This window comes from Roseococcus microcysteis (genome assembly GCF_014764365.1).
Taxonomy (GTDB): domain Bacteria; phylum Pseudomonadota; class Alphaproteobacteria; order Acetobacterales; family Acetobacteraceae; genus Roseococcus; species Roseococcus microcysteis.
Genome location: NZ_CP061718.1, coordinates 2,415,592 through 2,437,709, shown reverse-complemented (window position 1 = coordinate 2,437,709; position 22,118 = coordinate 2,415,592). Strand labels below are relative to the sequence as shown.

Below are 22,118 nucleotides of genomic sequence, written 5' to 3'. Positions count from 1 at the left end.
GCCGGGCGTGGGCGGCGGCGTCACGATCGCGACCGGCCCCGCCTCGCCCGGCGCCGGAGCCAGCGCGATGGCAGGTGCCAGCGCCGCGGCCAGCACCTGCCCGAAGCCGGCGGCCGGCGCATCCCCGGTGGGGCCCAGCCCTGTTGTGGCCCCCAAGGCTGCACCGGGCGGCGCGGCGAGGGCAGGCAGAAGTTGCGCCTCCATGGGCGGGTCTCCGGCGGCCTGGCCCCATGCCATGGCCGCGCCCCGCCATTGCAAGCCGAGGGCCAGCGCACCGCCGCGCAGGGCCGGCAAGCCGCGCCCCGCCCCCGGCAGGGCCTGCCCGCTCCCCGGCAGGAAATGCCGTCCGGACCCCGCCCCGGGCTGGCACGCGGGATGCGAGGGGCACGGGGCCACCGCCCTCTTCCGGAAGGATGCCCATGTCCCTGTTCGGCTCCATGACCACCGCCATCGCCGGGCTCAACGCGCAGGCGCGTTCGCTCGGCCATGTCTCCGACAACCTGGCGAACAGCCAGACGGTGGGCTTCAAGCGCATCGACACGAATTTCCAGGACCTCGTCACCCAATCGGGGCCGAACCTGCACGCGCCGGGCTCCGTGCTGGCGCGGCCCACCTTCACCCACACCGTGCAGGGCACCATCGAGCAGAGCCAGAACCCGATCGGCATGGCCATCGGCGGGCAGGGCTTCTTCAGCGTGGCCCAGGCGCGCGGCTTCGTGGACGGGCTGCCCACCTTCGACGACCGGCAATTCTTCACCCGCGCCGGCGATTTCCGCATGGACCGCGACGGCTTCCTGGTGAACGGCGCCAACTACTTCCTGCAGGGCTGGCCGGTGAACGACGCCGGTGCCGTGGACCGCACGACGCTGGAGCCCATCCGCGTCAGCCAGCAGGTGTTCAACCCGATCGCCACCACCTCCATCGAGATCGCGGCCAACCTGCCCGGCGTGGACCCGCCGGCCACGCCGGGCGATGCGCGCACCTTCAGCACCCAGGTGCAGGTCTATGACACGCTGGGCACGCGGCGCGCCATGACGCTGACCTTCACCCAGACGCCCGGCGCCGTCGGCCCGCCGCCCGTGGCCGGCCCGCCGCGGAGCTGGGACATGACCATCTCGCCCGACCCGGTGGGCGGCGCCGTCACCATCCCGATCGTCTTCGGGGTGAACGGCACCGTCGAGACCTTCAACGGCACCACCGGCGTGGCGGGCACGCCCGTCGAGTTTCCCTTCGTCATGGATTTCGGGCTGGGCAACCAGAACATCTCGCTGAACCTCGGCCGCTACCAGCTGGCGCAGGGCCTCACGCAATATGCGGGCACCGACTTCTCGCTGCGGAACCTGCAGCAGAACGGCGTGCCGCCCGGCGCCTATGCGGGCCTGGCCATCCGCGACAATGGGGATGTGACGGTGAACTACGACAACGGCCAGTCGCGCGTGATCTACCGCGTGCCGGTGGTGGGCTTCAGCGACCCCGACCGCCTGCAACGCCTGGACGGCGCCGCCTTCATGCGCACGATCGAAAGCGGCGAGGCGCAGGTGACGGACGCCAATTCCAACGGCGTAGGCAAGCTGGTGGTGGGCGCGCTGGAACGCTCCAACGTGGACATCGCCACCGAGTTCACGAAGCTGATCGTGGCGCAGCGCGCCTATACGGCGAACACCCGCGTCGTCACCACCAGCGACGAGATGATGCAGGAGACGATCAACATGCGCCGCTGACGCGGCGCGCTGCCGCTCCGCGCACCGCTCCGCGGCGGGCAACATGCGCCGCCGAGATGGTGCGGCGGCCCGCCCGTCAAGGTTTGGTTAACCACGGTCTCACCACACTGGAACCCGCATGAGCCTGGACCTCGCCTTCGGAATCGCCCGCAGCGGGCTGCTCACCACCCAGCGCAGCCTGGCGCAGGTGGCGCAGAACCTCGCGAACGCCTCCACCGAGGGCTATACGCGCAAGGCGGGCGACACCATCTCGGTCTCGCACAACAACTCGCCCATGGGTGTGCGCATGGGCCCCGCGCAGCGCAGCGTGGACGCGGCCCTGCTCGCCGAGCGCCATGCCCGCGCGGGTGAGGCCGCGGGGGCCACGGTGCGCGAACGCCTGCTCTCCGGCGTCGAGGCCGCGCATGGCCAGCCCGGGGACGGCCAGTCCATCGGCGACCGCCTGGGCGCGCTGCGCGCCAGCGTCATCGGCCTGCGCGCCAGCCCTGGCGAGCCTGGGCTGCAACGCGAATTCCTCCAGGCCGCGCATGATCTCGCGCTCAGCTTCAACGACATCGCCGGCGCCATCGGCGATGCGCGGCAGCAGGCGCAGGACGGCATCCAGGAGGAGGTGGCGCGCATCAACGCCGGTCTGCGCGAGGTGGCCCAGCTCACCACCGCCATCCAGCGGGACCGCGTGCTGGGCATCGCCACCGGTGACCTGGAGGACAAGCGCGACCTCGCCCTGGGGCGCCTCTCGGAAAGCCTGCCGCTGCGGACCCTGCCGCAATCCGATGGCGGGTTGATCCTCGTCACGAAGGGCGGCCTTGGCCTGCCGCTCGACCCCGACAAGGACGCCTTCTCCACCGCCCCGGCCGCGCTGGGGCCCGAGGCGTTCTTCGGCGCGGGCGGCACCCTGCCCGGCGTGATGCTGGGCGGCGTGGACGTGACGCGGCAATTGGGCGGCGGGCGGCTCGGCGAATATGTCGCGCTGCGCGACACCACCCTGCCGCGCTACCAGGCCGAGCTCGACCTCGCGGCCGGGCATCTGGCCAGCCGGATGGAGGGGCAGGGGCTGCGCCTCTTCACCGCGCCCTCCGGCACCGTGCCCGATGTCACCATGGCCTACAGCAACCCCGCCGCGGGGCTGATGGGCTTCGCCAACAGCATCCGCGTGAACCCCGCCGTGGCGGCCGACCCCACGCTGCTGCGCGACGGCACCCATGCGGTGGCCGATACGCCGGGCGGCCCCACCGCCTTCACACCCAACCCCGCCACCGGCCCCGCGGGCTTCACCCTGATGCTGGACCGCGTGCTGAACCACGCGCTGGGCGATACGGTGCGCACGGGCGTGGCCTGGGCGGCGCTGCCCTCGGGCGGGCTGGGGCCGGATGGCAGCCTCACCTCGCCCTTCCTGCCGCCGCGCGCGCTGGAGGACTACGCCGCCGTCGTCACCGGCGCCCACACCGCCGACCGCGCGGCCGCCACCGCGGCGCGGGAACGCGCGGAGGGGCTGCGGCGCGGCCTCGACGCCCGCTTCCAGCGGGAATCCGGCGTGGATTCCGATGCCGAGATGGCCGCCATGGTGCAGTTGCAGAACGCCTATGCCGCGAACGCCCGCGTGATGAGCACGGCCCAGCAGATGTGGGACACGCTGCTCAACATGGTGCGCTGATGAGGGAGACCCCCCTTGAGCCTTGAGATCACCGGCCGCCTGGCCGCCGAGACCGCCCGGCTGCGCACGCAGATGGAAATCCTGACGCGGCAGACCGCGTCGGGGCAACGCTCCTCCCGCCTGGGCGACCTGGCGCCGGACGTGCCGCGCGCCGTGTCGCTACGCGCGCAGTCCGGGCGGCTCGACGCCTATGACCGTGTGCTGACGCAATCCATCGGCCGCACCGAGGTGATGCAGGCCTCGCTCAGCCGCCTCACCGAGATCGCGCGGGATTTCCGCAGCACCGCCCTGCCGCGTCTCTACACGCGCGACCCGGTGGCGCTGGAGGCGGTGAAGGTGCAGGCGCGCAACGCGCTGACCGAGATGGCGCATCTGCTGAACGTGCGTCATGCGGGGGAATATCTCTTCTCCGGCTCCGACATCGGCCGCCCGCCCATTCCCGATCCGGAAGGGCTGGCCACCGGGCAGATGGCGCAGGATGTGGCGGCGGCCGTGGCCACACTGGGCGCGGCGGGGGCGGCCAGCGTGCTGAATGACACGCGCACCGCCGCGCAGAGCAATGTGGCGGGCGTCTCGCCCTTCTCCGACTTCCTGCAGGACGAGGCCGCCCTCGCGCCCGCCGACCGGGAGGCGCGCCGCGCGGCACCCGCCGCCGACGGGCAGTTCGTGGCCTATGGCATCTTCGCCGACCGCAACGCCGTCAGCGTCAGTTCGGGCGAGACGACGGGAAGCTGGGCGCGCGACCTGATGCGCAACCTGATGAGCCTCGCCGCCCTCGATCCCGCCCAGATGGACGACCTGCCCAACTACACCGACCTGCTGGCCGGGCTGCGCGACGGCTTCGCCGCCGCCGAACAGGCGCTGACCGAGGAGGCGGGCGGCCTCGGCCAGGTGACCGCGCGGCTGGAGGACACGCAGCGCCGCCAGCGCACCACGATGGACCTGCTGCGCGGCCAGATCGCCGATATCGAGGAGGTGGACCTGGCCAGCACACTGGAACGCCTGCAGGCCACGCGCACCGCGCTGGAGGCGAGCTACCGCGCCATCGGCTCGCTGTCCGAACTCACGCTTGCGCGCTTCCTGCGATGAGCGCGCGAGGGCTGATCTTCAAGCGCCGTTAACCCGCTGCGGCGAGTATGGCGCGCGCGGTTCCGGAGAGGGTCTCTCCACCGCGGCAGGGCCTCGCACCAGAAGGGTGGAATTCCGCGGGGGCGCATGAGGCGCCTTCGTGCAGCAGTCGGAAGGGAACAAGATGTCCACGCTCGTTCTGGAGTTGCGGCAGGGTGATCTGATGGTGGTGAACGGGGCGCCCATCCGCTTCCGCAACCGCACGCGGATCGAGCTCGCCGCCAAGGCGCGCTTTCTCTTCGGCAAGCAGATCATGGCGCCCGATGCGGCCAACACGCCGGCGCGGCGCATCTACTTCGCCTTGCAGACGGCCTATATCGGTGCCGATGAGGAGCGTGGGCCCGGCCTCGCCGCCGCGCGCGACCTGATCCGTGACTTCATGGAGGCCACCACCTCGCCCACCGTGCGCGAGATGCTCGACCGCGCGCGGGAGGCCGCCGAGGGCGATGACTGCTATTCCGCGCTGCGCATCGCGCGCCGGGTGATGCGCCATGAGGAGGAGGTGCTGGGTATTCCGCCGCTGCCCTCCCCCCGTCGCGACCCGCTTCCCAACCCGGCGCCGGGCTGAGCCATGTCGGACGCGGGCAGCGCCATCACCGCCTTCCGTCGCTTCCAGAAGCAGTTCGAGGAAACGCGCGCGCTGGAACGCATCGCGAAGGACCCGATGCAGACCCGCGCGCTGGACCAGTTTCGCCGCGCCATTGACCGCGCGCCGGACATCCAGACGGCCCTGCGGGACCCGCGCGTGCTGCAGGTGGTGACGGTGGCCATGGGCATTCCCGACGGCGCGCAGCAGGCGGGGCTGGCCATGCGCGCCCTGACCTCCGACCCGACGGACCCGAAATCCCTGGTCAACCGCCTGGCCGACAAGCGCTGGAAGGCGGCGGCGGAAGCCTTGCGCCTCGATGAACGCGGCCTCGATGCGCTGCGCGACCCCGAGATCCAGGCGCGCCTGACCGACGGTCTGCGTCGCGCGCGCTGGCGGGATGAGCTGGAGGAAAGCCAGCCGGGCCTGGGCGATGCGCTGCTGTTCCGCGAGAGGGCGGCCAAAGGGGCCGCAAGCGCCTTCGCCGTGCTGGGCGACCCGGTGCTGCGCCGTGTGGTGCTGGGGGCGGTGGGCCTGCCGAAATCCATCGCCGTGCAGTCGGTGGAGACGCAGGCGCGCGCGCTGGAGGCGCGGTTGAAGCTCGACTCGCTGAACGACCCGAAGGTGGTTCAGCGGCTTGCGGAACGCTACTTGATCAGCCGGGCGTCGGAATCGGCTGGCGCCTTCGGCGCGCCCTCGGCCGGCACGTCCAATGCGCTGGCGCTGCTGGGGCTGCCGCCGGGCGGGCTGCGGGTCTGATCGGGCGCGCCCGTCGCGCGGGAAGCGGCGTCGGGCGCATCTTCCCCACGCATATCCTCGCCGCGTACGCCTTCCCCCCGCAGGGCGGCGGTGCGGTAGGCGCGCAACTCGCGCTCGGTGGGCACGCTGCGCGTCACCTCGCCGGCGCCATCGCGCACCTCGAACACCACGACGCCGAGCGTCGGCTCGATGCGCAGGCTGGGGTTGGGCGCGATGGGCGGCGAGATATCCTGCCGCGCGCCGGGTGGCGTCTCGGTCGGCGCCTGCAAGGGGCGCTCGAGGAGGGGCGGAGGGCTGGCCAGCATGGGGCGGGCAAGCCCGACGGGGGAGGTCATGGCGATCCTTCCGGTTTCATGGGGACCGCATCCCAGAAACCATGCGCAGCCTTAACGCATCCTGAATCACTGCCTGAATCACGGCCCGGGGTTTGACCGGGCGGCGCCGAGGGCCGATCCTGCGCGCCAGTGTCCATTCCTCCGCGCCTCGTCCCCCATCTGCTCACCCTGGCCGCCGCGCTCACGGGGGGCACCATCTGCCACCTGTTGTCGGTCCCGCTCGCCTGGATGATCGGGGCGATGGCGGGCACGGCGGCGCTGGCCTGGTTCCGGCCGGTGGCGGTGCACCCCTATGCGCGGCCCGGGGCGCTGATCGTGCTGGGGCTGGCCTTCGGGCAGACCTTCTCGGGCCCGGTGCTGGGGGCGCTGCTGGGGGCCATGCCCGTCATCCTCATCGCGGGGCTGCTGTCCATCGCGGCGGGCGTGGCGGCGGTGCCCATCTTCACGCGGCTGGCCGGGGTGGACCCGCGCACGGGCTATTTCGCGGCGGTGCCGGGCGGCGTCATCGTCATGGTGGTGCTGGCGCAGCGGGCGGGGGCGCCCATCGCGCCGGTGACGCTGGCGCAGACCATCCGCGTGGTGATCGTGGTGCTGGCCATCCCGCCGTTGCTGACGGCCTTCGCGCCGGTGGGCGACGCCACGGCCTTCCTGGCGCCGCGCCTGCCCTTCGATCTGGGCGGGCTCGGGCTGATGCTGGTGGTGGGCTTGCTGGCGGCCTTCGCGCTGCGACGCACCGGCATCGCGAATCCCTGGATGATCGGCCCCTGCGCGCTGGCCATCACGGCCGCCGCCATGGGCCATCTGCCTTCCTCGGTGCCCACGGTGCTGGTGGATGCGGCGCAGGTCGCGATGGGCGCCACGCTGGGGCAGAGGTTGACGCGGGAATTCCTGTTGTCGTCGCGCCGGCTGCTCTGGGCCTCGGTCATGTCCGCCTTCGCGCTCTGCGTGCTGTGCCTGGCGCTCGGCGCCGCGCTGGGCTGGGCCAGCGGCCTGCCGGTGGGTGCCGTGATGCTGGGCATGGCGCCGGGCGGCATGCCGGAGATGGGCATCACCGCCAAGACGCTGGAACTGGCCGTGCCGCTGGTGCTGGGCTTTCACCTGGCGCGGACGCTGATGTGCAACTTCCTCATCGGCCCGGTCTGGACGCTGACCAGCCGGCTGGGCTGGAAGTAGCGCCCCAGCGGCGCCAGGACCGCAGGCCCGCCCAGGCCGCGCAGGCGGCCCCGCCCAGGAAGCCCGCCAGCGGCATGATGGTGAAGACCACGCCCATGGCGAAGGCGCCCTCCATCTGCGACACCTTGTAGATGCTGCCCAGCGTCGAGGCGATGATCGCCCCGAGGATGGCGGAGACGAAAGCCGCCGGCACGAAGGCCAGCAGTGCCATGGCGAGGGATTGGCTCAGCCGGCTCGGCCGCATCCCCTGGCCCGCCCCCAACGCCGCGGTGCCGCCCGTCACCGCCAGCACGACCAGCCACATCACCGCATCCGAGTCGTGCAGCGAATAGGGCAGCACCGCCGCCAGCATGATGACATACACCAGGAAGCCGAAGGGCACGCCCAGCACGCCGCCCAGCGCCGCCCCCAGCACGGCCTTGAGGGGCGAGCCCGGAGGGATGCCCGCCGGCAAGGGTGCCGGCGCGGCGCGCAGCGCGGCCAGCCGGGCGAGCAGCGCCTGCTCATCGCGCACTTGGCCCCCGGGGCCGATGGGCCATTCCTCCAGCATCCGGCGGTGCGCGTCGCGCAACTCAGGCGGGATGCGGCCTTCCACATCGCGCACCAGCGCATCGAGGGTCGGGCCGAAGACTGGCCCCTCGCCGCGCATGATGCGCGCGTGGCGGCTCTCCGCTCGTGGGTCCTGCGCCATGCTGCCTCCTCCGGCCGGTGCGCCACCGTGGCAGCCCGGCCCCCACTTGGCCAGCTTCACCGGGTTCCGGGCCGGCGCGCTTGGGGTTAACCTCCCCGCCGGGAAACGGGAGAGAGCCATGCCGGATGACAGCCGCCACAGCAGCGCCGCCAGCGCGGAGGCCGCCGGTGCCGCCCTTCCGCTCGCGGGGCTGCGCGTCCTGGACCTGACGCTGGCCCGCGCCGGCCCCACCTGCGTGCGGCATCTGGCCGATTGGGGCGCGGAGATCATCCGCGTGGAACCGCCCGGCGCCAGTGACGCGCTGGGCGGCGCACGCGACGGGTTCGACTTCACGAATTTGCACCGCAACAAGCGCGGCCTCGTCCTCGACCTGAAGCACCCCGATGGCCACGCGGCCTTCCTCAAGCTGGCCGAGACCGCGGATATCGTGGTCGAGAACATGCGGATGCAGGTGAAGCACCGCCTGAAGATCGATTACGACACGCTCTCCGCCCGCAACCCGCGCCTGATCTACGCCAGCATCTCGGGCTTCGGGCAGACCGGCCCCTATTCGACGCGCGGCGGCGTGGACCAGATCGCGCAGGGGATGGGCGGGCTGATGACCATCACCGGCGAGAAGGGGCGCGGCCCCATGCGCGTCGGCATCCCCATCAACGATTTGACGGCGGGCAATCTGCTGGCGCTGGCCATCATGATGGCGCTCTACGAACGCGAGAAGACCGGGCGCGGCCGCTATGTCTCGACCTCGCTGCTGGAGGCGCAGGTCTTCATGCTGGACTTCCAGGCCACACGCTTCCTGCAGAAGGGCGAGGTCGCGGGCCAGGCGGGCAATGACCACCCGGTGAACACGCCCATGGGCGTGTTCCCCAGCGCCGACAAGCCCATCAACATCGCCGCCTCCTCGCCCAAGCTGTGGGAGGTGTTCTGCCGCGTCGCCGGCCGCGAGGACTGGCTCGACAAGCCCGAATGGAAGACCGCCGAGGGCCGCACCAAGGACCGCCCGGCGCTGAACGCCGCCATCGCGGAGGTGACGCGCCAGCAGCCCAGCGAATACTGGATCCTGAAGCTGGAGGAGGCCGGCATCCCCTGCGGCCCCATCAACGACATCCGCGAGGTGTTCGAGGACCCGCAGGTGCAGCATCTCGGCATGGTCTGGCAGATCCCGCACGCGAAGCTCGGCCAGGCGGGGGTGGTGCGCACGCCCATCAACATCCAGGGCCACACGCCCGGCATCCGCCGCGGCGTGCCGGGGCTGGGCGAACATTCGGACGAAATCCTGGCGGAAGCCGGGCTCGGCGCGGAGGAGATCGCGAAGCTCCGCGCGAACAAGGTCATTGGAGGCTAGAGAGAAGCATGTCGGATATGGTGTTCGCGGAGGGCAAGATCCTCGCCCGCGCGCAGGACGGTGTGGGCACGGTGGTCTTCAACCAGCCCGAGAAGCGCAATGCCATGAGCATCGCGATGTGGGACGGCATGGCGGCCGCGCTCGACGCCTTCGAGGCGGATGACGCCATCCGCTGCGTCGTGCTGGAAGGCGCGGGCGGCAAGGCCTTCGTCTCGGGCGCGGACATCAGCCAGTTCGAGAAGAACCGCTCGGACGCCGACGCGCAGCGGCAGTACAACGCCAAGACCAGCCATGGCCGCAAGAAGCTGGCCGAGTTCGGCAAGCCCGTGATCGCGAAGATCCAGGGCTTCTGCATGGGCGGCGGCCTCGGCATCGCCATGTCCTGCGACATGCGGATCGCGGGCACGGGCAGCGAGTTCGGCATCCCGGCCGCCCGCCTCGGCATCGCCTATGGCTTCGACATGGTGAAGAACCTGGTCTCGCTGGTCGGTCCCGCGCAGGCGCATTTCATCCTGATGACGGGCGGGCGGCTGCCGGCCGAGGAGGCCGAGCGCCTGGGCCTCATCAACAAGCTGCACCCGGCCGAGAGCCTGGATGCGGAGGTGGCGAAGATCACGTCGCAGATCGCGCGCAACGCGCCGCTCTCGCTCAAGGCGAACAAGCGCACGGTGCGCGCCGTGCTGGCCGATGCGGCGGACCGTGACATGGCGGCCATCGCCGCCGCCGCCGATGCCTGCTTCGACAGCGCCGACTACCGCGAAGGCCGCCGCGCCTTCATGGAGAAGCGCACGCCGGTCTTCACCGGCGCCTGACGGTGGAAGCGGGTCACCCCCTCGACCCGCTGCCGGAGGCGCATCCCTCCGCCCCCATCTCGCGCATCGTGCGCGAGGTGGCGGCGCAATTTCCCGGCGCGCGCATCACGCTCGGCGAAATGGCCGAGGCCTTCGGTGAGCGCGCCTTCGGCCTGTTGATCCTGCTGCTGTGCCTGCCCGCGCTGCTGCCGGGCATGGCCTCGGTCTTCGGCATTCCCATGCTGATCCTGGGCGCGCAGATGGGGCTGGGGCTGAAGGTGCCCAAGCTGCCGCGCTTCATCGCGCGGCAATCCATCAAGCGCGAGGACCTGCTGCGCCTGGCCGACGTGACCTCCGGCCCGCTGAAGCGGGTGGAGCGCTTCGTGCGCCCGCGGCCTGGTGTCTTCCTGTCGAATTGGGGTGACCGGATGGTGGGCTGGCTCACGGTCATCTCGGCCGTGATGCTCATCCTGCCCGGGCCGGGCACCAATGCCCCGCCCGCCTTCGGCACCATCATCATGTCGCTCGGCGTGGTCGAGCAGGACAGCCGGGTGGTGGGCATCGGCGTGGTGCTGGCCACGCTGGGCAACCTCTTCGCCGCGGCCGTGCTGCTGGTGCTGGCCTGGATGGCGATCCAGGCGCTGGGCTGGGTGTTCTAGAGCATGCTGCGTTCACCTGCGTTCACGCAGCCTGCTCTCACCTTTGTTGAGAGGCGGGATTCAGCGTTTTCGGTGATTCCACCTCAACGCATCCCGCTCTAGTCACCTCCCCGCCGGCGTGAAATCCCGCTCCAGCCGCTGGCTGTATTTCGACATGGCGAAGCACAGCACGAAGTAGACGGCCGCCGCGTAGACATAGGCCTCGGTCGGGAAGCCCAGCCAGTTGGGGTCGCCCAGCGAGGCGCGCAGCGTCGTGAAGAAGTCGAACACGCCGATCACCACCACCAGCGTCGTGTCCTTGAACAGGCCGATGAAGGTGTTCACCTGCGCGGGGATGGTGATGGTCAGCGCCTGCGGCAGGATGATGAGGCGCATCTTCTTCCAGTAGGACAGGCCCAGCGCATCCGCCGCCTCATACTGCCCGCGCGGCATGGCCTGCAGCCCGCCGCGCACCACCTCGGCCATGTAGGCCGCGGTGAACAGGGTGTAGGCGAAGAGCACCCGCACCAGCCGGTCCACCGTCACGCCCTGCGGCATGAACAGCGGCAGCATGATGGCCGCCATGAACAGCAGCGAGATCAGCGGCACGCCGCGCACGCACTCGATGATGGCGGTGCAGAACCAGCGCACCAGCGGCAATTCGCTGCGCCGCCCCAGCGCCAGCAGGATGGCGAGCGGATAGCCCAGCGCCAGCCCATAGACCGCGATGATGCCCGTGATGGCGAGGCCGCCCCATTGCCGCGTCTCGACGAAGGGCAGGCCGAAGACGCCGCCGCGCATCAGCGTCCACATCGCCACCGCCGCCACCGCCCAGGCCAGCAGCAGCCAGCGCGTCCAGAAGCGGCGGATGGTGGAGGCGATGACGAGCGTGACCAGGATCACCATCATGGTCGCCGGCCGCCAGCGCTCCTCGAAGGGGTAGAGGCCGAAGATGGAGAACCAGAATTTCTCCCGCACGAAGGCCCAGCAGGCGCCGCCCGCCGCGCGGCATTCCGCCGCCGTGCCCGACCAGGTGGCGTCCAGCACCGCCCAGCGGAACATGGGCGGGATGACCCAGGCCAGCAGCGCGATGCAGGCCAGGCTGATGGCGATGTTGAGCGGCCCGGTGAAGCAGGCCTTCGCGAAGTCGCGCGCGCGTTCGGCGAGGGTGGGCAGGGCGGGGGCTGTGGTGGTGGACATCGCTCACCGCTCCTTCAGCGCGACGGCGCGGTTGTAGAGGTTCATCAGCAGCGAGGTGACGAGCGAGATGATGAGATAGACCGCCATGAAGATCGCGATCACCTCCACCGCTTGGCCCGTCTGGTTGATGGAGGTGTTGGCCACCGACACCAGATCCGGATAGCCGATGACGACGGCCAGCGAGGAGTTCTTCGTCAGGTTCAGGTATTGGCTGGTCAGCGGCGGAATGATGACGCGCAGCGCCTGCGGCAGGATGACGAGGCGCATGATGCGCCCGGGCGCGAGGCCCAACGCGCGGGCCGCCTCCCACTGCCCGCGCTGCACGGACTGGATGCCCGCCCGCACGATCTCGGCGATGAAGGCCGCCGTGTAGATCACGAGGCCCAGCAGCAGCGCGAAGAATTCGGGCGAGAGGGTCAGCCCGCCGCGGAAATTGAAGCCCGCCAGCACCGGCCATTCCACACTGGGTGCGCCGATGACGTAGCCCGCCAGGATGGGCAGGCCGAACAGCAGCGCGAGGCCCGGCGCCCAGGTGGCGCGGCGCTCGCCGGTCGCTTCCTGCCGCGCGCGTTCGCGCCGCAGCAGCAGCCACCAGGCCAGCAGCGCCACGCCCACCGCGACGGCGGCCCAGAACAGCGCCGTGTCGGCCATCAGCGCCGGCGTCTTGAGGCCGCGCTGCGAGAGATAGAGGCCCGGCAGCGGGTTCAGCGCCTGCCGCACCGAGGGAAGCTGGAGCACGATGGCGTGCCAGAACACCAGCTGCAGCACCAGCGGCGTGTTGCGGATCACCTCGATATAGCCGCCCGTCAGCCCGCGCAGCAGCGGGTTGGAGGACAGCCGCGCGAGGCCGAGCAGGATGCCCAGCACCGTGGCCAGCACCACGCCGATCACCGCCACGCGCAGCGTGTTCAGCAGCCCCACCGTCAGCGCGCGCTGGTAGGTGTCGGCCGGGGTGTAGGGGATGAGGTGCTCGCCGATGGGGATGCCGGCGCTGCGGTTCAGGAAGCCGAAGCCGAATTGCAGGCCGCGCGCGGCCATGTTGGCCAGCATGTTGTTGTAGAGCGACCAGCCGATGAGGATGACGGCGATGGCCAGCCCCGCCTGCCACAGCACCCCGCGCATCGAATGGCCGCCGGGCAGGGGAATGAGGGGCCGGGGCGGGGCCAGGGCGGCGGTGCTGCTCATGCCGGAAAATCCGAAGGGGGTGACAGGGGGTGCGGCCGCCGTGCTGGCGTCTGATCGCCTTCGGTGGAAACACCGAAGGCGTGAATCAGCCGCTCAAGGACGGCGGCCGCGTTCAACGCAGGCTCAGCGGGCCGGCGGCGCGTAGAGCAGGCCGCCATTCATCCAGGTGCGGTTCATGCCGCGCTCGAGGCCGAGCGGCGTGCGCTCGCCCAGCCAGCGCTCATAGATCTCGCCGTAATTGCCGAAGGTGCGGATGATCTGGCGCGCATAGTCGCCGCGGGCGGCGTTGATGCTTTCGCCCATATTGCCCTCGACGCCGAGGAAGCGGCGGACGATGGGGTTGGTGCTGCTGCCGGCGATCTGCTCGACATTGGCCTGGGTGATGCCGAGTTCCTCCGCCTCGACCAGGGCGAAGACGGTCCAGGCGACGATGTTCGTCAGCTCCTCATCCCCCTGGCGGATCACGGGGCCCAGCGGCTCCTTCGAGATGCGCTCGGGCAGGATGACGTGGTCGGCCGGGCGGCTCAGCAGGGTGCGCTGGGCGGCGAGAGCGGCGAAGTCATTGGTGAACACGTCGCAGCGGCCGCTGTCATAGGCGCGGCGCAGCTCGTCCAGGTCGGCCACCACCACGGGGGTGAAGCGCATGTTGTGCTGGCGGAAGTAGTCCGCGAGGTTCAGCTCGGTCGTCGTGCCGGGCTGCACGCAGACGGTGGCGCCGTCCAGCTGCCGCGCGCTGGTCACGTTCAGGCGCCGGGGCACCATCATGGACTGGCCGTCGTAGAAGACGATGGCCGGGAAGTTGAAGCGGTTGACGTTGCTGTCGCGCGTCAGCGTCCAGGTCGAGTTGTTGGAGAGGATGTCCACCTCGCCCGAGGAGAGGGCCGGGAAGCGGCTCTGCGTCGTCACGGGCACGAACTGCACGCGGTTGGGGTCGCCGAAGATGGTGATGGCGACCGAGCGGCAGACCTCCACGTTGAAGCCCTGCCATTGGCCCTGGGCGTTGGGGAAACCGAACCCGGGGTTGGAGGGGCCCTGCACGCCGCAGAGCAGCTGCCCGCGGGCGCGGATCTGGTCGAGGTCGCGCCCGGCCATCGCCTGGCTCGGGCCGAACATCAGGAACGCCGCCGCGGCGGCGGCGAACGCGGTGAGCTTCATTGGTGTGATGTCCCTTCGCTTGCCCGCGAGCCATGCCTCTTGGGCCGGGCAGCCATGTGCCAAGCGGCCATCAGCCTTTCAAGGTGGTTACCATAGATTCAGAAAATTTTTTTGCGGGGCCGGTTCATGGCTTGCGGAACCGCCTTGGCACCCCGTTCCCGGCCGGACTACATGGCCCCATGCGACGGTGCCCCGATGAGGGGTGAAACGGGAACGCGCGACGCGGGGCCAGTCCCCGCCAATCCGCGGCTGCCCCCGCAACTGTAGGCGGCGAGCCCGGGTCCATATCGCCATTGCCCCCATCCCGGGGTGAGAAGGCGGACCCTGGCCAGGACCCGCGAGCCAGGAGACCGGCCGTCGCAGAGTTGTTCTCGCGCGTGCCGGGCGGGGTGCACCGGTGCCACGGAACCCTGTTCCGGATGCGGGCTCGACGTCAGCCGTCGTGCGGGGATGCCCCCGCGCGGCATGTCGTCACGCGCAACCCGGGGGAACCCCATGCGCCATCTGTTGCTGTCCACCGCCGCCCTGCTGGCGGCTTCCTTGCCCGTGCTTGCCCAGGAGGCGGCCACGGCCCTGCCCGAGACCATCGTCACCGCCACCCGCGTGCCCACGGCGCTGGAGCGCGTGCCGGCCTCCATCACCGTCATCACCCGCCAGCAGATCGAGGAGCGCGGCCATGCCACCGTGGCCGAGGCGCTCTCCGCCGTGCCGGGGCTGCGCCTCGCGCAATCGGGGGGGCCGGGGCAGCAGGCCAGCGTCTTCCTGCGCGGCAATTCCAGCCGCTCCGTGCTGGTGCTGCTGGACGGGGTGCCGCTGAACGACCCCTCCGAGGCCAATGGCGCCTTCAACTTCGGCAATGACCTGCTCTTCGACGTGGAGCGCATCGAGGTGCTGCGCGGCCCGGCCTCCTCGCTCTACGGGAGTGCGGCGGTGGGCGGCGTCGTGAACCTCGTCACCCGCCGCGCCGCCAGCCGCCCCTTCGCGCCCTATGGCGAGCTGGCGGGCGGCACCCAGGGCACGGTGCGCGGGGGGCTGGGCGCCACCGGCACCCTCGGCGCCTTCGACTACCTGGCCAGCGCCAATGGCATCAGCACCGATGGCTTCAACGCCACCGCCCGCCGCTTCACCCGCACCCTGAACGAGCGCGACGGCTTGCAGGGCGGCGCGCTGGCCCTGCGCCTGGGCTGGACGCCCGTGGAGGGCAGCCGCGTCGAGGGCACGCTGCGCTACCGCCAGAACCGCTTCGACCTGGACAGCGTGCCGCGCGACGACCCGAACTTCACGGGCGATGACCGGCGCTTCATGGGCCAGCTCCGCGCCGAGACGCGGCTGCTGGACGGGCTCTGGACCACGGGCTTCCGCGTGGCCTTCACCCAGGACCGCCGCGCCTATGTGAACCTGCCCGACGCGCGCAGCACCGCCTCCACCCGCGACTATTACCGGGGCGAGCGGCTGGGCTTCGACTGGGGCAACACGCTGCGCCTGCCGGGGCTGGGCTTCGCCACCGACGGCGCGCTGAATTTCGGCGTGACCCATGCGCGCGAGGAGGTGTTCAGCCTGGCCGGCAACACCCCCTTCCAGACGCGCGTGAATGCCGCCCAGGACAGCACGGCCGGCCACATCGCCCTGCAATACCGGCTGTGGAACCGGATGGACGTGACGGCCGGGCTGCGCCACGATGCGGTGGGCAGCTTCACCGGCGCCACCACCTGGCGCGCCGGCCTGGTCTATCACGTGCCGGAGCTGGGGGCGCGGCTGCGCGCCTCGGGCGGCAGCGGCTTCAACGCGCCCTCGCTGTTCCAGCGCTTCGGCACCATCGGCACCACCTTCCGCGGCAACCCGAACCTGCGGCCCGAGCGCAGCCTGGGCTATGAGCTGGGGGGTGAGCTCGACCTGCCGCTCTTTGGCCGGGCGGATTTCGCCACGCTGGGCGCCACCTGGTTCCAGTCCCGCGTGCGGGACCTCATCATCTTCCAGGGGACGAGCGTCGCCAATGTGGACCGCGCGAACCTTCAGGGCGTGGAGCTGACGCTGGCGGTGCGGCCCGCGCCCTGGCTCTCGGCCGAGCTGGGCTGGACCATCACGGACGCCACCGATGCCCGCACCCGCCGCCCGCTGCCCCGCCGGCCGGAGCATGTGATCAGCGCCACCGCGCGCCTGACGCCGCTGCCGGGGCTGGTCATCGCGCCGCAGCTGCAATTCACCGGCCGCTCGCCCGAGGGCGCCTTCGCGAGCTACCGCGACGACGGCACCGCCTTCACCACGGAGCGGCGGAACAAGACGGGCACGCTGTTCAACATCACCGCCAGCTATGTGGTGCGCGAGGGCATCACCGCCTTCGTGGAGGGCCGCAACCTGGGCAATTCCCGGTGGGAGCCGGTGAACGGCTTCCAGACGCCCGGGCGCAGCCTGCTGGTGGGCACGCGCTTCGGCTTCTGAGGCGGAGGGGGCGGCGGGCGCGGATCTGCCCGCCGCCGAAATTTTACCAATAAGTAAAAATGTGAATGAAAAATTACTTTCCATGGAAACCTGAGATGGTATGTCACGCCCCCTGCGGCCAGAAGGGCGATGATGATGTGGTGGCAAGCCTTGGTGCGGCGCGTCCTGCCCGCGGAACGCGGCGCCTCGGCGCGGGCCTCGGCCGGCCCGCGCTATCCGGATGCGGTCTATCGCGGCGGCCGCGCCGAGGCGGGGGGCTTTCGTGACACGGGCGGCCGCCCTGGGCCGGCCTTGCGGGAGAGCGGCGCGCTTTCGCGCGAACTCCCCCGCCAGCCCGACGGGACCCCGTCCGACGCGGCCGTGCTCCCCTTCGCCAGCACCGGCCCGCACGGCCACCGCGCCCGCATGCGGGACAAGCTGCTGACGCGCGGCCCCGACGCCCTGGCCGATTACGAATTGCTGGAGATGCTGCTTTTCCTCGCCATGCCCAAGGGCGACACCAAGCCGCTGGCCAAGGCGCTGATCAACCGCTTCGGCAGCTTCGCCCAGGTGCTGGCCGCCCCGCAGCAGGCGCTGATGGACGCGCGCGGCCTGGGCCCGCACAGCGTGGCGGCGCTGAAGCTGGTGCAGGCCTCGGCCCTGCGGATGGCGCGCGCCGAGGTGATGGACGCGCCCGTGCTGAACAAGTGGGACCTGCTGATGGATTACCTGAAGCTGGTCATGGCGCGGGAGAAGACCGAGCAGTTCCGCATCCTGTTCCTGGACAGCAAGAACCGGCTGATCGCGGATGAGGCCCAGGCGCGCGGCACGGTGAACCACACGCCCGTCTATCCGCGCGAGGTGGTGAAGCGCGCGCTGGAACTGCACGCCACCGCGCTGATCCTGGTGCACAACCACCCCAGCGGCGACCCCACCCCCTCGCGCGCCGACATCGAGATGACGCGCGAGGTGAAGGCGGCGGGCGAGATCCTCTCCATCGCCGTGCATGACCACCTGATCATCGGCAATGGCGAGGTGTTGAGCTTCCGCCGCGAGGGCCTGTTGTAGGGCGACGCCACGCGGCTGATTCACGCCTTCGGCGATCAGTCGCTAGAGCATGCTGCGTTCACGCAGCCTGTTCCAACCTTTGGTGAGAGCGGGATTCAGCGTTCTCGGTGATTCCACCTCAACGCATCCCGCTCTAACCCCGCCCCGGCACCCAGGCCACGTCCCGCGCGCCATTGTCGTTGCAGCGCCGCGCCAGCACAAACAGATGGTCCGAGAGGCGGTTGAGGTAGCGCACCGCCTCGGCGTTCACCTCCTCCGCGGCGGCCAGCGCCACCACCAGGCGTTCGGCGCGGCGGGCCACGGTGCGGGCCAGATGCGCGTGCGCGGCGGCGGCGCTTCCGCCGGGCAGCACGAAGCTGCGCAGCGGCGGAATATGCGCGTTCATGGCCGCCACCTCCTGTTCGAGGCGCAGGCATTGCGCGGCGGTCACGCGCAGCCGCCCGCCCGCGGCGCCCGGCACGCAGAGATCGGCGCCCAGGTCGAACAGGTCGTTCTGGATGCGCGCCACCATCGCATCGGCTTCGGCGTCGAGGTACAGGCGAAGAATGCCCAGCACGGCGTTCACCTCGTCCACCGTGCCATAGGCCTCGACGCGCAGCGCGTCCTTCCGCACCCGGCTGCCATCGCCGAGCGAGGTCTCGCCCCCATCGCCGCCCCGGGTCGTGATCACGTCCAGCCGCACCATCTGCCTTGCCCCTAATCCAGTCGGAACCGCACCGTGCTGCGCAGCTGGGCCTCCACCGGCCGCCCGGCATCGAGGGCCGGGCGGAAGCGCCAGTTCAGCACCGCGCGCCGCGCCGCCGCGTCCAACATGGGATGGCCGGAGCTTTGCGCCACCTCGGCCCCCACCACGCGGCCCTCGGCATCCACCCGCAGATCCAGCACCACGGCGCCCTGCTGGCCGCGCTGGCGGGCCATCTCGGGATAGGCGGGGCCGGCATTGCGGAAGCCGGCATCGGGGCGGGGCGGGGCGGTGGGGCCTGCGGGCGCGCCCAGCGAGGTGGCGGCGGGCGCGCCGGTGGCGGGGCCGCTGACCTGCGTGGGCGTGGGTGTGGGCGGCGCGGCGCTCGGCGCGGCGGCGCGGCGCGGCGCTGGCCGTGGGGCAGGGCGGGGGGCCGGTGCCTGGGCGACGGGCGCCGGTGCGGGCTCGGACTCCGCTTGCGGCGCCTCGGCCAGGGCGGCCGGCGGAGGCGGCAGGGCCGGCGCCGCGATCTCCGCCGGGGAATCGGCGGGCGGCGGCGGGGCGGCCGTGACCGGGCTTTCGGCCACAGGCGGCGGCGGGGCCGGCGGCGCCGCCAGGGCCATGGGCGTGGGCGGCAGCTGCGCCAGGGGCGGCGGGCCGGGCGGCGGTGGCGGCGCCACGATGGCCGGCGGCGCCGGCAGGGGCGGTTCCGGCGCGCCTTCGCCCGCCTCGCCCGGCGCGGCCTCGGCCCAGACCACCTCCATGCCCGCAGGCGCCTCGGGCTCGGGCCGGGGCGTGGGCACCAGCACCCAGCCGACAACCGCCAGCGCCAGCCCATGCGCGGCCAGGCTGGCGGGCAGGCCCCAGCCGCTGGGCGCGGGGCCGGGCGGCCGGCGCCAGGTCACAGCACCACCACGCCCCGGTGCTTGGCCTTGCCCTCGGGCTCGACATGGATGGTGATGGTGGCCTCGCCCAGCTCGGCGCGCAGCGCGGCCTCGATGCGGTCGCAGATGATGTGCGCGTCTTCCACCGGCATGGCGCCGGGGACGACCAGGTGGAATTCCACGAAGGCGATGCGCCCGGCGCGGCGGGCGCGGATGTCATGCGCCTCGATCGCGCCCTCGGCGGCGCGGGCCAGCACCTCGCGGATGCGCGTCATGGTCTCGGGGGCATGGCCTCGTCCATCAGGCCGCCCACGCTCTCGCGCATCAGCCGCACGCCGCTGAAGAGGATGTTCACGGCCGTCACGGCGGCCAGCAGCGGGTCGAGCCAGAGCAGCCCCGTCGCCATGGCCAGCGTCAACCCCGCGATGGCGCCGGTCGAGGTCACCACATCCGCCAGCAGATGCCGCGCATCGGCCACCAGCGCCGGGGATTGCAGGGCGCGGCCGCGGCGGAACAGCACCCAGCTCCAGCCCGCGTTGATGGCGGTGGCCAGCACCGCCACCGCCACCGCGGCCAGGGGCAGTTCGGGCGTGCGGGGGTTGACCCAGCTCGACCACGCCTCGTTCAGGATGATGAAGGCCGCGACCAGGATCAGCGCCCCCTCCAGCACGGCCGAGAAATACTCGGCCTTGTGGTGGCCATAGGGGTGGTTGGCATCGGCCGGCATCGAGGCGTAGCGGATGGCCACCAGCGCGGCGCCGGCCGCGGCCACGTTCACCACGCTTTCCAGCGCATCGGCGAAGAGGGCCACGCTGCCCGTCATCCACCAGGCCACGGTCTTGAGGCCGAGCACGGTCAGGGCGACGGCCACGCTGGTGGCGGCCAGGGTCTCGGCGCGTTGCAAGCTCTTCCTCACATTGGCGGGAGGGGAAGGTCTAGCCTCCCCGGCGCCGGTGACGGAACCCTGAATGGCGCGGGGCCGCCCCGCCTTTTCAGCCCGGCAGGCTGCGGTCGCCCTCGCCCAGGGCGCGCTGCATGGTGACCACATCCACCCATTGGCCGAACTTCAGCCCCACCGCGCGCATCAGCCCCACCTGCCGGAAGCCCAGGGCCGCGTGCAGGCCGATGGAGCCCACATTCTCGCTGTCGCCGATGACCGCGATCATCTGGCGGAAGCCCAGCGCCTCGGCGCGGGCCAGCAGGGCCTGGACCAGCGCCTTGCCCACGCCCATGCCGCGTTGGTCGTCGCGGACATAGATGCTGTCCTCGGCGGTGAAGCGATAGGCGCTGCGGTCGCGGAAGGGGGCGAAATAGCCATAGCCCACCACGCCGCCATCCTGTTCGGCCACCAGCCAGGCGCAGCCGCCCTTCTGCACCTTGGCCAAGCGCTGGCCCATCTCGGCCTCGCCGGGCGGCGTCTCCTCGAAGGTGCCCGTGCCGGTCAGCACATGGTGGGCGTAGATGGCGGTGATGCCGGGCAGGTCGGCCGGGGTTGCGTCGCGCAGGATCATGCGGCCTCTCCCATCATGGCGGAAACGCGGGCGGCCAGCGCCAGCAGCGCACGGTCCCGCCCCGGGGCGGCCACGAGCGAGAGGCCGACCGGCGCCCCCTCCACCCGACCGGCGGGCAGCGACACCTCGCAGAGCGAGGCGAGGCCCGAGATGGCGGTGACGCGCATCGTGATCTCCCGCAGCGTGTTCTGCTCCGGCTGGCCGGCGGTCAGCTTCGGCGCGGGCACGGGGCTGGTGGGGTAGGCCAGCACGGCGCCGCCACCCAGCAGCGCGCCCAGGCGGCGCTTGAAGACGCGGCGGAAGGCACGGGCGGCGGCGGCCTTGGCAGGGTCCATGTCGCGCGCGGCGGCGAAGCGCTCGCCCACGCCGGGGCCGAATTTCGGGCTGTGGGCCGTGATCCAGTTGCCCAGCGTGGCCCAGGCCTCCTGCGCCTGCATGCAGCGGAAATGCTCGGCCACCACGGGCAGCCCCTCGGGCGCGATACGGATGTTCAGGGCGGTTCCGGCCACGCGCTCCAGCGCGGACATGGCGGGGGCCATGGCGGCGGCGGTGGCGGGGTCGGCGTTGATCCAGGCCTCCTCCACCTTCAGCACGGGGCCGAGCGCGCCACCCGCGCTGTCGGCGGGCAGCAGGACATCGCCCACCTTTTCCATGATGGCGGCGTCACGCGCGAACCAGCCGCAGGTGTCGAAGGAGGGGCCGAGCCCCGCCGCCCCCGTCAGCGCCACCGCGCCCCAGGAGGGCCGCAGGCCGAAGACGCCGCAATAGCTGGCCGGGATGCGCACGCTGCCGCCCGTGTCGGTGCCCAGCGCGAAATCCACCAGCCCCGCCGCCACCGCGGCCGCCGAACCGCAGGAGGAGCCGCCCGGGAAACGGTCCGGCGCGTTGGGGTTCAGCGGCGTGCCGTGCCAGACATTCTCGCCCGTCAGCCCATAGGCGAGTTCGACGGTCTTGGTCTTGCCCAGCAGGGCGCCGCCGGCCTCCAGCAGCGCCAGCACGGCGGGCGCGGTGGCGGCGGCGGGCGGCTGGGTGCGCGCCCAGTCCGGGTTGCCATAGGTGGTGACATGGCCCGCGAGGTCGAAGAGGTCCTTGATGGCGAAGCTGAGCCCGTCCAGCACGCCGGAGCCCGTGGGGGCGGCGGTGGCGGGCTCGCCCGGAACAAAGGCGTGGACGGGGTCTGGCGACGCCATGGCG

Annotated in this window: 22 protein-coding genes and 1 riboswitch; of the genes, 11 read left to right on the top strand and 11 right to left on the bottom strand. The window is 71.8% G+C overall.

From position 1 onward, the window contains the following. The first annotated feature begins 419 nt into the window (after nucleotides 1-419). The 5 genes from flgE to ICW72_RS11790 all read left to right on the top strand — a co-directional run bounded on the left by flgE (nucleotide 420) and on the right by ICW72_RS11790 (nucleotide 5,848). The gene (gene flgE / locus ICW72_RS11810) at nucleotides 420-1,721 is read left to right on the top strand and encodes a flagellar hook protein FlgE (protein ID WP_191082885.1); all 1,302 of its coding nucleotides are present in this window, start codon (nucleotides 420-422) and stop codon (nucleotides 1,719-1,721) included. Nucleotides 1,722-1,839: 118 nt separating this feature from the next. After that, on the top strand, nucleotides 1,840-3,375 hold the full coding sequence (locus ICW72_RS11805) for a flagellar hook-associated protein FlgK (protein WP_191082884.1): 1,536 nt from the start codon (nucleotides 1,840-1,842) through the stop codon (nucleotides 3,373-3,375). A gap of 15 nt (nucleotides 3,376-3,390) precedes the next feature. Next, entirely contained in the window at nucleotides 3,391-4,464 is a 1,074-nt protein-coding gene (locus ICW72_RS11800; RefSeq protein WP_191082883.1) for a flagellin, read from the top strand. Nucleotides 4,465-4,627: 163 nt separating this feature from the next. Then, nucleotides 4,628-5,071, top strand: coding sequence for a flagellar biosynthesis repressor FlbT (locus tag ICW72_RS11795; protein WP_191082882.1), 444 nt, complete (start codon nucleotides 4,628-4,630; stop codon nucleotides 5,069-5,071). Nucleotides 5,072-5,074: 3 nt separating this feature from the next. Beyond that, nucleotides 5,075-5,848, top strand: coding sequence for a DUF1217 domain-containing protein (locus ICW72_RS11790; protein WP_191082881.1), 774 nt, complete (start codon nucleotides 5,075-5,077; stop codon nucleotides 5,846-5,848). On the opposite strand, the gene ICW72_RS11785 is transcribed toward ICW72_RS11790, so the two are convergent. After that, nucleotides 5,737-6,183: a hypothetical protein gene (locus ICW72_RS11785; protein ID WP_191082880.1), complete on the bottom strand. Its 447-nt coding sequence runs from the start codon at nucleotides 6,181-6,183 to the stop codon at nucleotides 5,737-5,739. The two genes, ICW72_RS11790 and ICW72_RS11785, sit on opposite strands and share 112 nt — an antisense overlap. 129 nt (nucleotides 6,184-6,312) lie before the next feature. Between ICW72_RS11785 and ICW72_RS11780 the strand changes: the two genes are divergently transcribed. Beyond that, nucleotides 6,313-7,356 (top strand): AbrB family transcriptional regulator, encoded by a 1,044-nt coding sequence (locus ICW72_RS11780; RefSeq protein WP_191082879.1) that lies wholly within the window; start codon nucleotides 6,313-6,315, stop codon nucleotides 7,354-7,356. Here the strand turns inward: ICW72_RS11780 and ICW72_RS11775 are convergent. Next, complete coding sequence (locus ICW72_RS11775) at nucleotides 7,310-8,047, bottom strand: hypothetical protein (RefSeq protein ID WP_191082878.1); 738 nt, start codon at nucleotides 8,045-8,047, stop codon at nucleotides 7,310-7,312. The genes ICW72_RS11780 and ICW72_RS11775 overlap by 47 nt on opposite strands. 118 nt (nucleotides 8,048-8,165) lie before the next feature. On the opposite strand from ICW72_RS11775, the gene ICW72_RS11770 reads away from it, so the two are divergent. Genes ICW72_RS11770 through ICW72_RS11760 form a run of 3 tightly spaced genes read left to right on the top strand, consistent with a single transcriptional unit; the run spans nucleotide 8,166 to nucleotide 10,842 of the window. Then, nucleotides 8,166-9,392 carry a CaiB/BaiF CoA transferase family protein gene (locus tag ICW72_RS11770; RefSeq protein WP_191082877.1) on the top strand — a complete coding sequence of 409 codons (1,227 nt, stop codon included), beginning with the start codon at nucleotides 8,166-8,168 and terminating at the stop codon, nucleotides 9,390-9,392. Between the two features lie 8 nt (nucleotides 9,393-9,400). Next, nucleotides 9,401-10,204: an enoyl-CoA hydratase gene (locus tag ICW72_RS11765; protein ID WP_191082876.1), complete on the top strand. Its 804-nt coding sequence runs from the start codon at nucleotides 9,401-9,403 to the stop codon at nucleotides 10,202-10,204. A 2-nt stretch (nucleotides 10,205-10,206) separates the two neighbouring features. Beyond that, entirely contained in the window at nucleotides 10,207-10,842 is a 636-nt protein-coding gene (locus ICW72_RS11760) for an exopolysaccharide biosynthesis protein (protein WP_223880550.1), read from the top strand. Nucleotides 10,843-10,944: 102 nt separating this feature from the next. Here ICW72_RS11760 and ICW72_RS11755 read toward each other — a convergent pair whose 3' ends face one another. From ICW72_RS11755 to ICW72_RS11745, 3 genes are all read right to left on the bottom strand, one after another. Continuing rightward, nucleotides 10,945-12,021, bottom strand: coding sequence for an amino acid ABC transporter permease (locus ICW72_RS11755; protein ID WP_191082875.1), 1,077 nt, complete (start codon nucleotides 12,019-12,021; stop codon nucleotides 10,945-10,947). 3 nt (nucleotides 12,022-12,024) lie between these two features. Beyond that, the gene (locus tag ICW72_RS11750; protein ID WP_223880549.1) at nucleotides 12,025-13,206 is read right to left on the bottom strand and encodes an amino acid ABC transporter permease; all 1,182 of its coding nucleotides are present in this window, start codon (nucleotides 13,204-13,206) and stop codon (nucleotides 12,025-12,027) included. 123 nt (nucleotides 13,207-13,329) lie between these two features. After that, nucleotides 13,330-14,361, bottom strand: coding sequence for an amino acid ABC transporter substrate-binding protein (locus ICW72_RS11745; protein ID WP_223880548.1), 1,032 nt, complete (start codon nucleotides 14,359-14,361; stop codon nucleotides 13,330-13,332). A gap of 168 nt (nucleotides 14,362-14,529) precedes the next feature. Beyond that, a riboswitch (cobalamin riboswitch) is annotated at nucleotides 14,530-14,734 on the top strand. A 122-nt stretch (nucleotides 14,735-14,856) separates the two neighbouring features. On the opposite strand from ICW72_RS11745, the gene ICW72_RS11740 reads away from it, so the two are divergent. Beyond that, on the top strand, nucleotides 14,857-16,800 hold the full coding sequence (locus tag ICW72_RS11740; RefSeq protein WP_191082874.1) for a TonB-dependent receptor plug domain-containing protein: 1,944 nt from the start codon (nucleotides 14,857-14,859) through the stop codon (nucleotides 16,798-16,800). 150 nt (nucleotides 16,801-16,950) lie between these two features. Next, nucleotides 16,951-17,847 (top strand): RadC family protein, encoded by an 897-nt coding sequence (radC, locus tag ICW72_RS11735; RefSeq protein ID WP_332308908.1) that lies wholly within the window; start codon nucleotides 16,951-16,953, stop codon nucleotides 17,845-17,847. A gap of 133 nt (nucleotides 17,848-17,980) precedes the next feature. Here the strand turns inward: radC and ICW72_RS11730 are convergent, their stop codons facing one another. From ICW72_RS11730 to ICW72_RS11710, 6 genes are all read right to left on the bottom strand, one after another. Continuing rightward, complete coding sequence (locus tag ICW72_RS11730; protein ID WP_191082873.1) at nucleotides 17,981-18,532, bottom strand: cob(I)yrinic acid a,c-diamide adenosyltransferase; 552 nt, start codon at nucleotides 18,530-18,532, stop codon at nucleotides 17,981-17,983. An 11-nt stretch (nucleotides 18,533-18,543) separates the two neighbouring features. Further along, the gene (locus ICW72_RS11725) at nucleotides 18,544-19,434 is read right to left on the bottom strand and encodes an energy transducer TonB (RefSeq protein WP_191082872.1); all 891 of its coding nucleotides are present in this window, start codon (nucleotides 19,432-19,434) and stop codon (nucleotides 18,544-18,546) included. Beyond that, the gene (locus tag ICW72_RS21225) at nucleotides 19,431-19,688 is read right to left on the bottom strand and encodes a cation transporter dimerization domain-containing protein (protein ID WP_332308907.1); all 258 of its coding nucleotides are present in this window, start codon (nucleotides 19,686-19,688) and stop codon (nucleotides 19,431-19,433) included. The genes ICW72_RS11725 and ICW72_RS21225 overlap by 4 nt, the downstream gene beginning before the upstream one ends. After that, the gene (locus tag ICW72_RS11720; protein WP_332308906.1) at nucleotides 19,685-20,317 is read right to left on the bottom strand and encodes a cation diffusion facilitator family transporter; all 633 of its coding nucleotides are present in this window, start codon (nucleotides 20,315-20,317) and stop codon (nucleotides 19,685-19,687) included. Before ICW72_RS11720 ends, ICW72_RS21225 begins: the two co-directional genes overlap by 4 nt. Before the next feature lie 88 nt (nucleotides 20,318-20,405). Continuing rightward, entirely contained in the window at nucleotides 20,406-20,924 is a 519-nt protein-coding gene (locus tag ICW72_RS11715) for a GNAT family N-acetyltransferase (protein WP_191082871.1), read from the bottom strand. Further along, entirely contained in the window at nucleotides 20,921-22,114 is a 1,194-nt protein-coding gene (locus ICW72_RS11710; RefSeq protein ID WP_191082870.1) for an amidase, read from the bottom strand. Before ICW72_RS11710 ends, ICW72_RS11715 begins: the two co-directional genes overlap by 4 nt. Nucleotides 22,115-22,118 lie beyond the last annotated feature (4 nt).

Bases quoted from the DNA above. Each gene is read 5' to 3' on its own strand.
- ICW72_RS11790 (WP_191082881.1), top strand. From the start codon at position 5,075: ATGTCGGACGCGGGCAGCGCCATCACCGCCTTCCGTCGCTTCCAGAAG.
- ICW72_RS11795 (WP_191082882.1), top strand. From the start codon at position 4,628: ATGTCCACGCTCGTTCTGGAGTTGCGGCAGGGTGATCTGATGGTGGTG.
- ICW72_RS11750 (WP_223880549.1), bottom strand. From the start codon at position 13,206: ATGAGCAGCACCGCCGCCCTGGCCCCGCCCCGGCCCCTCATTCCCCTG.
- ICW72_RS11715 (WP_191082871.1), bottom strand. From the start codon at position 20,924: ATGATCCTGCGCGACGCAACCCCGGCCGACCTGCCCGGCATCACCGCC.
- ICW72_RS11730 (WP_191082873.1), bottom strand. From the start codon at position 18,532: ATGGTGCGGCTGGACGTGATCACGACCCGGGGCGGCGATGGGGGCGAG.
- ICW72_RS11785 (WP_191082880.1), bottom strand. From the start codon at position 6,183: ATGACCTCCCCCGTCGGGCTTGCCCGCCCCATGCTGGCCAGCCCTCCG.
- ICW72_RS11805 (WP_191082884.1), top strand. From the start codon at position 1,840: ATGAGCCTGGACCTCGCCTTCGGAATCGCCCGCAGCGGGCTGCTCACC.
- ICW72_RS21225 (WP_332308907.1), bottom strand. From the start codon at position 19,688: ATGACGCGCATCCGCGAGGTGCTGGCCCGCGCCGCCGAGGGCGCGATC.
- flgE (WP_191082885.1), top strand. From the start codon at position 420: ATGTCCCTGTTCGGCTCCATGACCACCGCCATCGCCGGGCTCAACGCG.
- ICW72_RS11765 (WP_191082876.1), top strand. From the start codon at position 9,401: ATGTCGGATATGGTGTTCGCGGAGGGCAAGATCCTCGCCCGCGCGCAG.
- ICW72_RS11775 (WP_191082878.1), bottom strand. From the start codon at position 8,047: ATGGCGCAGGACCCACGAGCGGAGAGCCGCCACGCGCGCATCATGCGC.
- ICW72_RS11740 (WP_191082874.1), top strand. From the start codon at position 14,857: ATGCGCCATCTGTTGCTGTCCACCGCCGCCCTGCTGGCGGCTTCCTTG.
- ICW72_RS11770 (WP_191082877.1), top strand. From the start codon at position 8,166: ATGCCGGATGACAGCCGCCACAGCAGCGCCGCCAGCGCGGAGGCCGCC.
- ICW72_RS11755 (WP_191082875.1), bottom strand. From the start codon at position 12,021: ATGTCCACCACCACAGCCCCCGCCCTGCCCACCCTCGCCGAACGCGCG.
- ICW72_RS11710 (WP_191082870.1), bottom strand. From the start codon at position 22,114: ATGGCGTCGCCAGACCCCGTCCACGCCTTTGTTCCGGGCGAGCCCGCC.
- ICW72_RS11745 (WP_223880548.1), bottom strand. From the start codon at position 14,361: ATGAAGCTCACCGCGTTCGCCGCCGCCGCGGCGGCGTTCCTGATGTTC.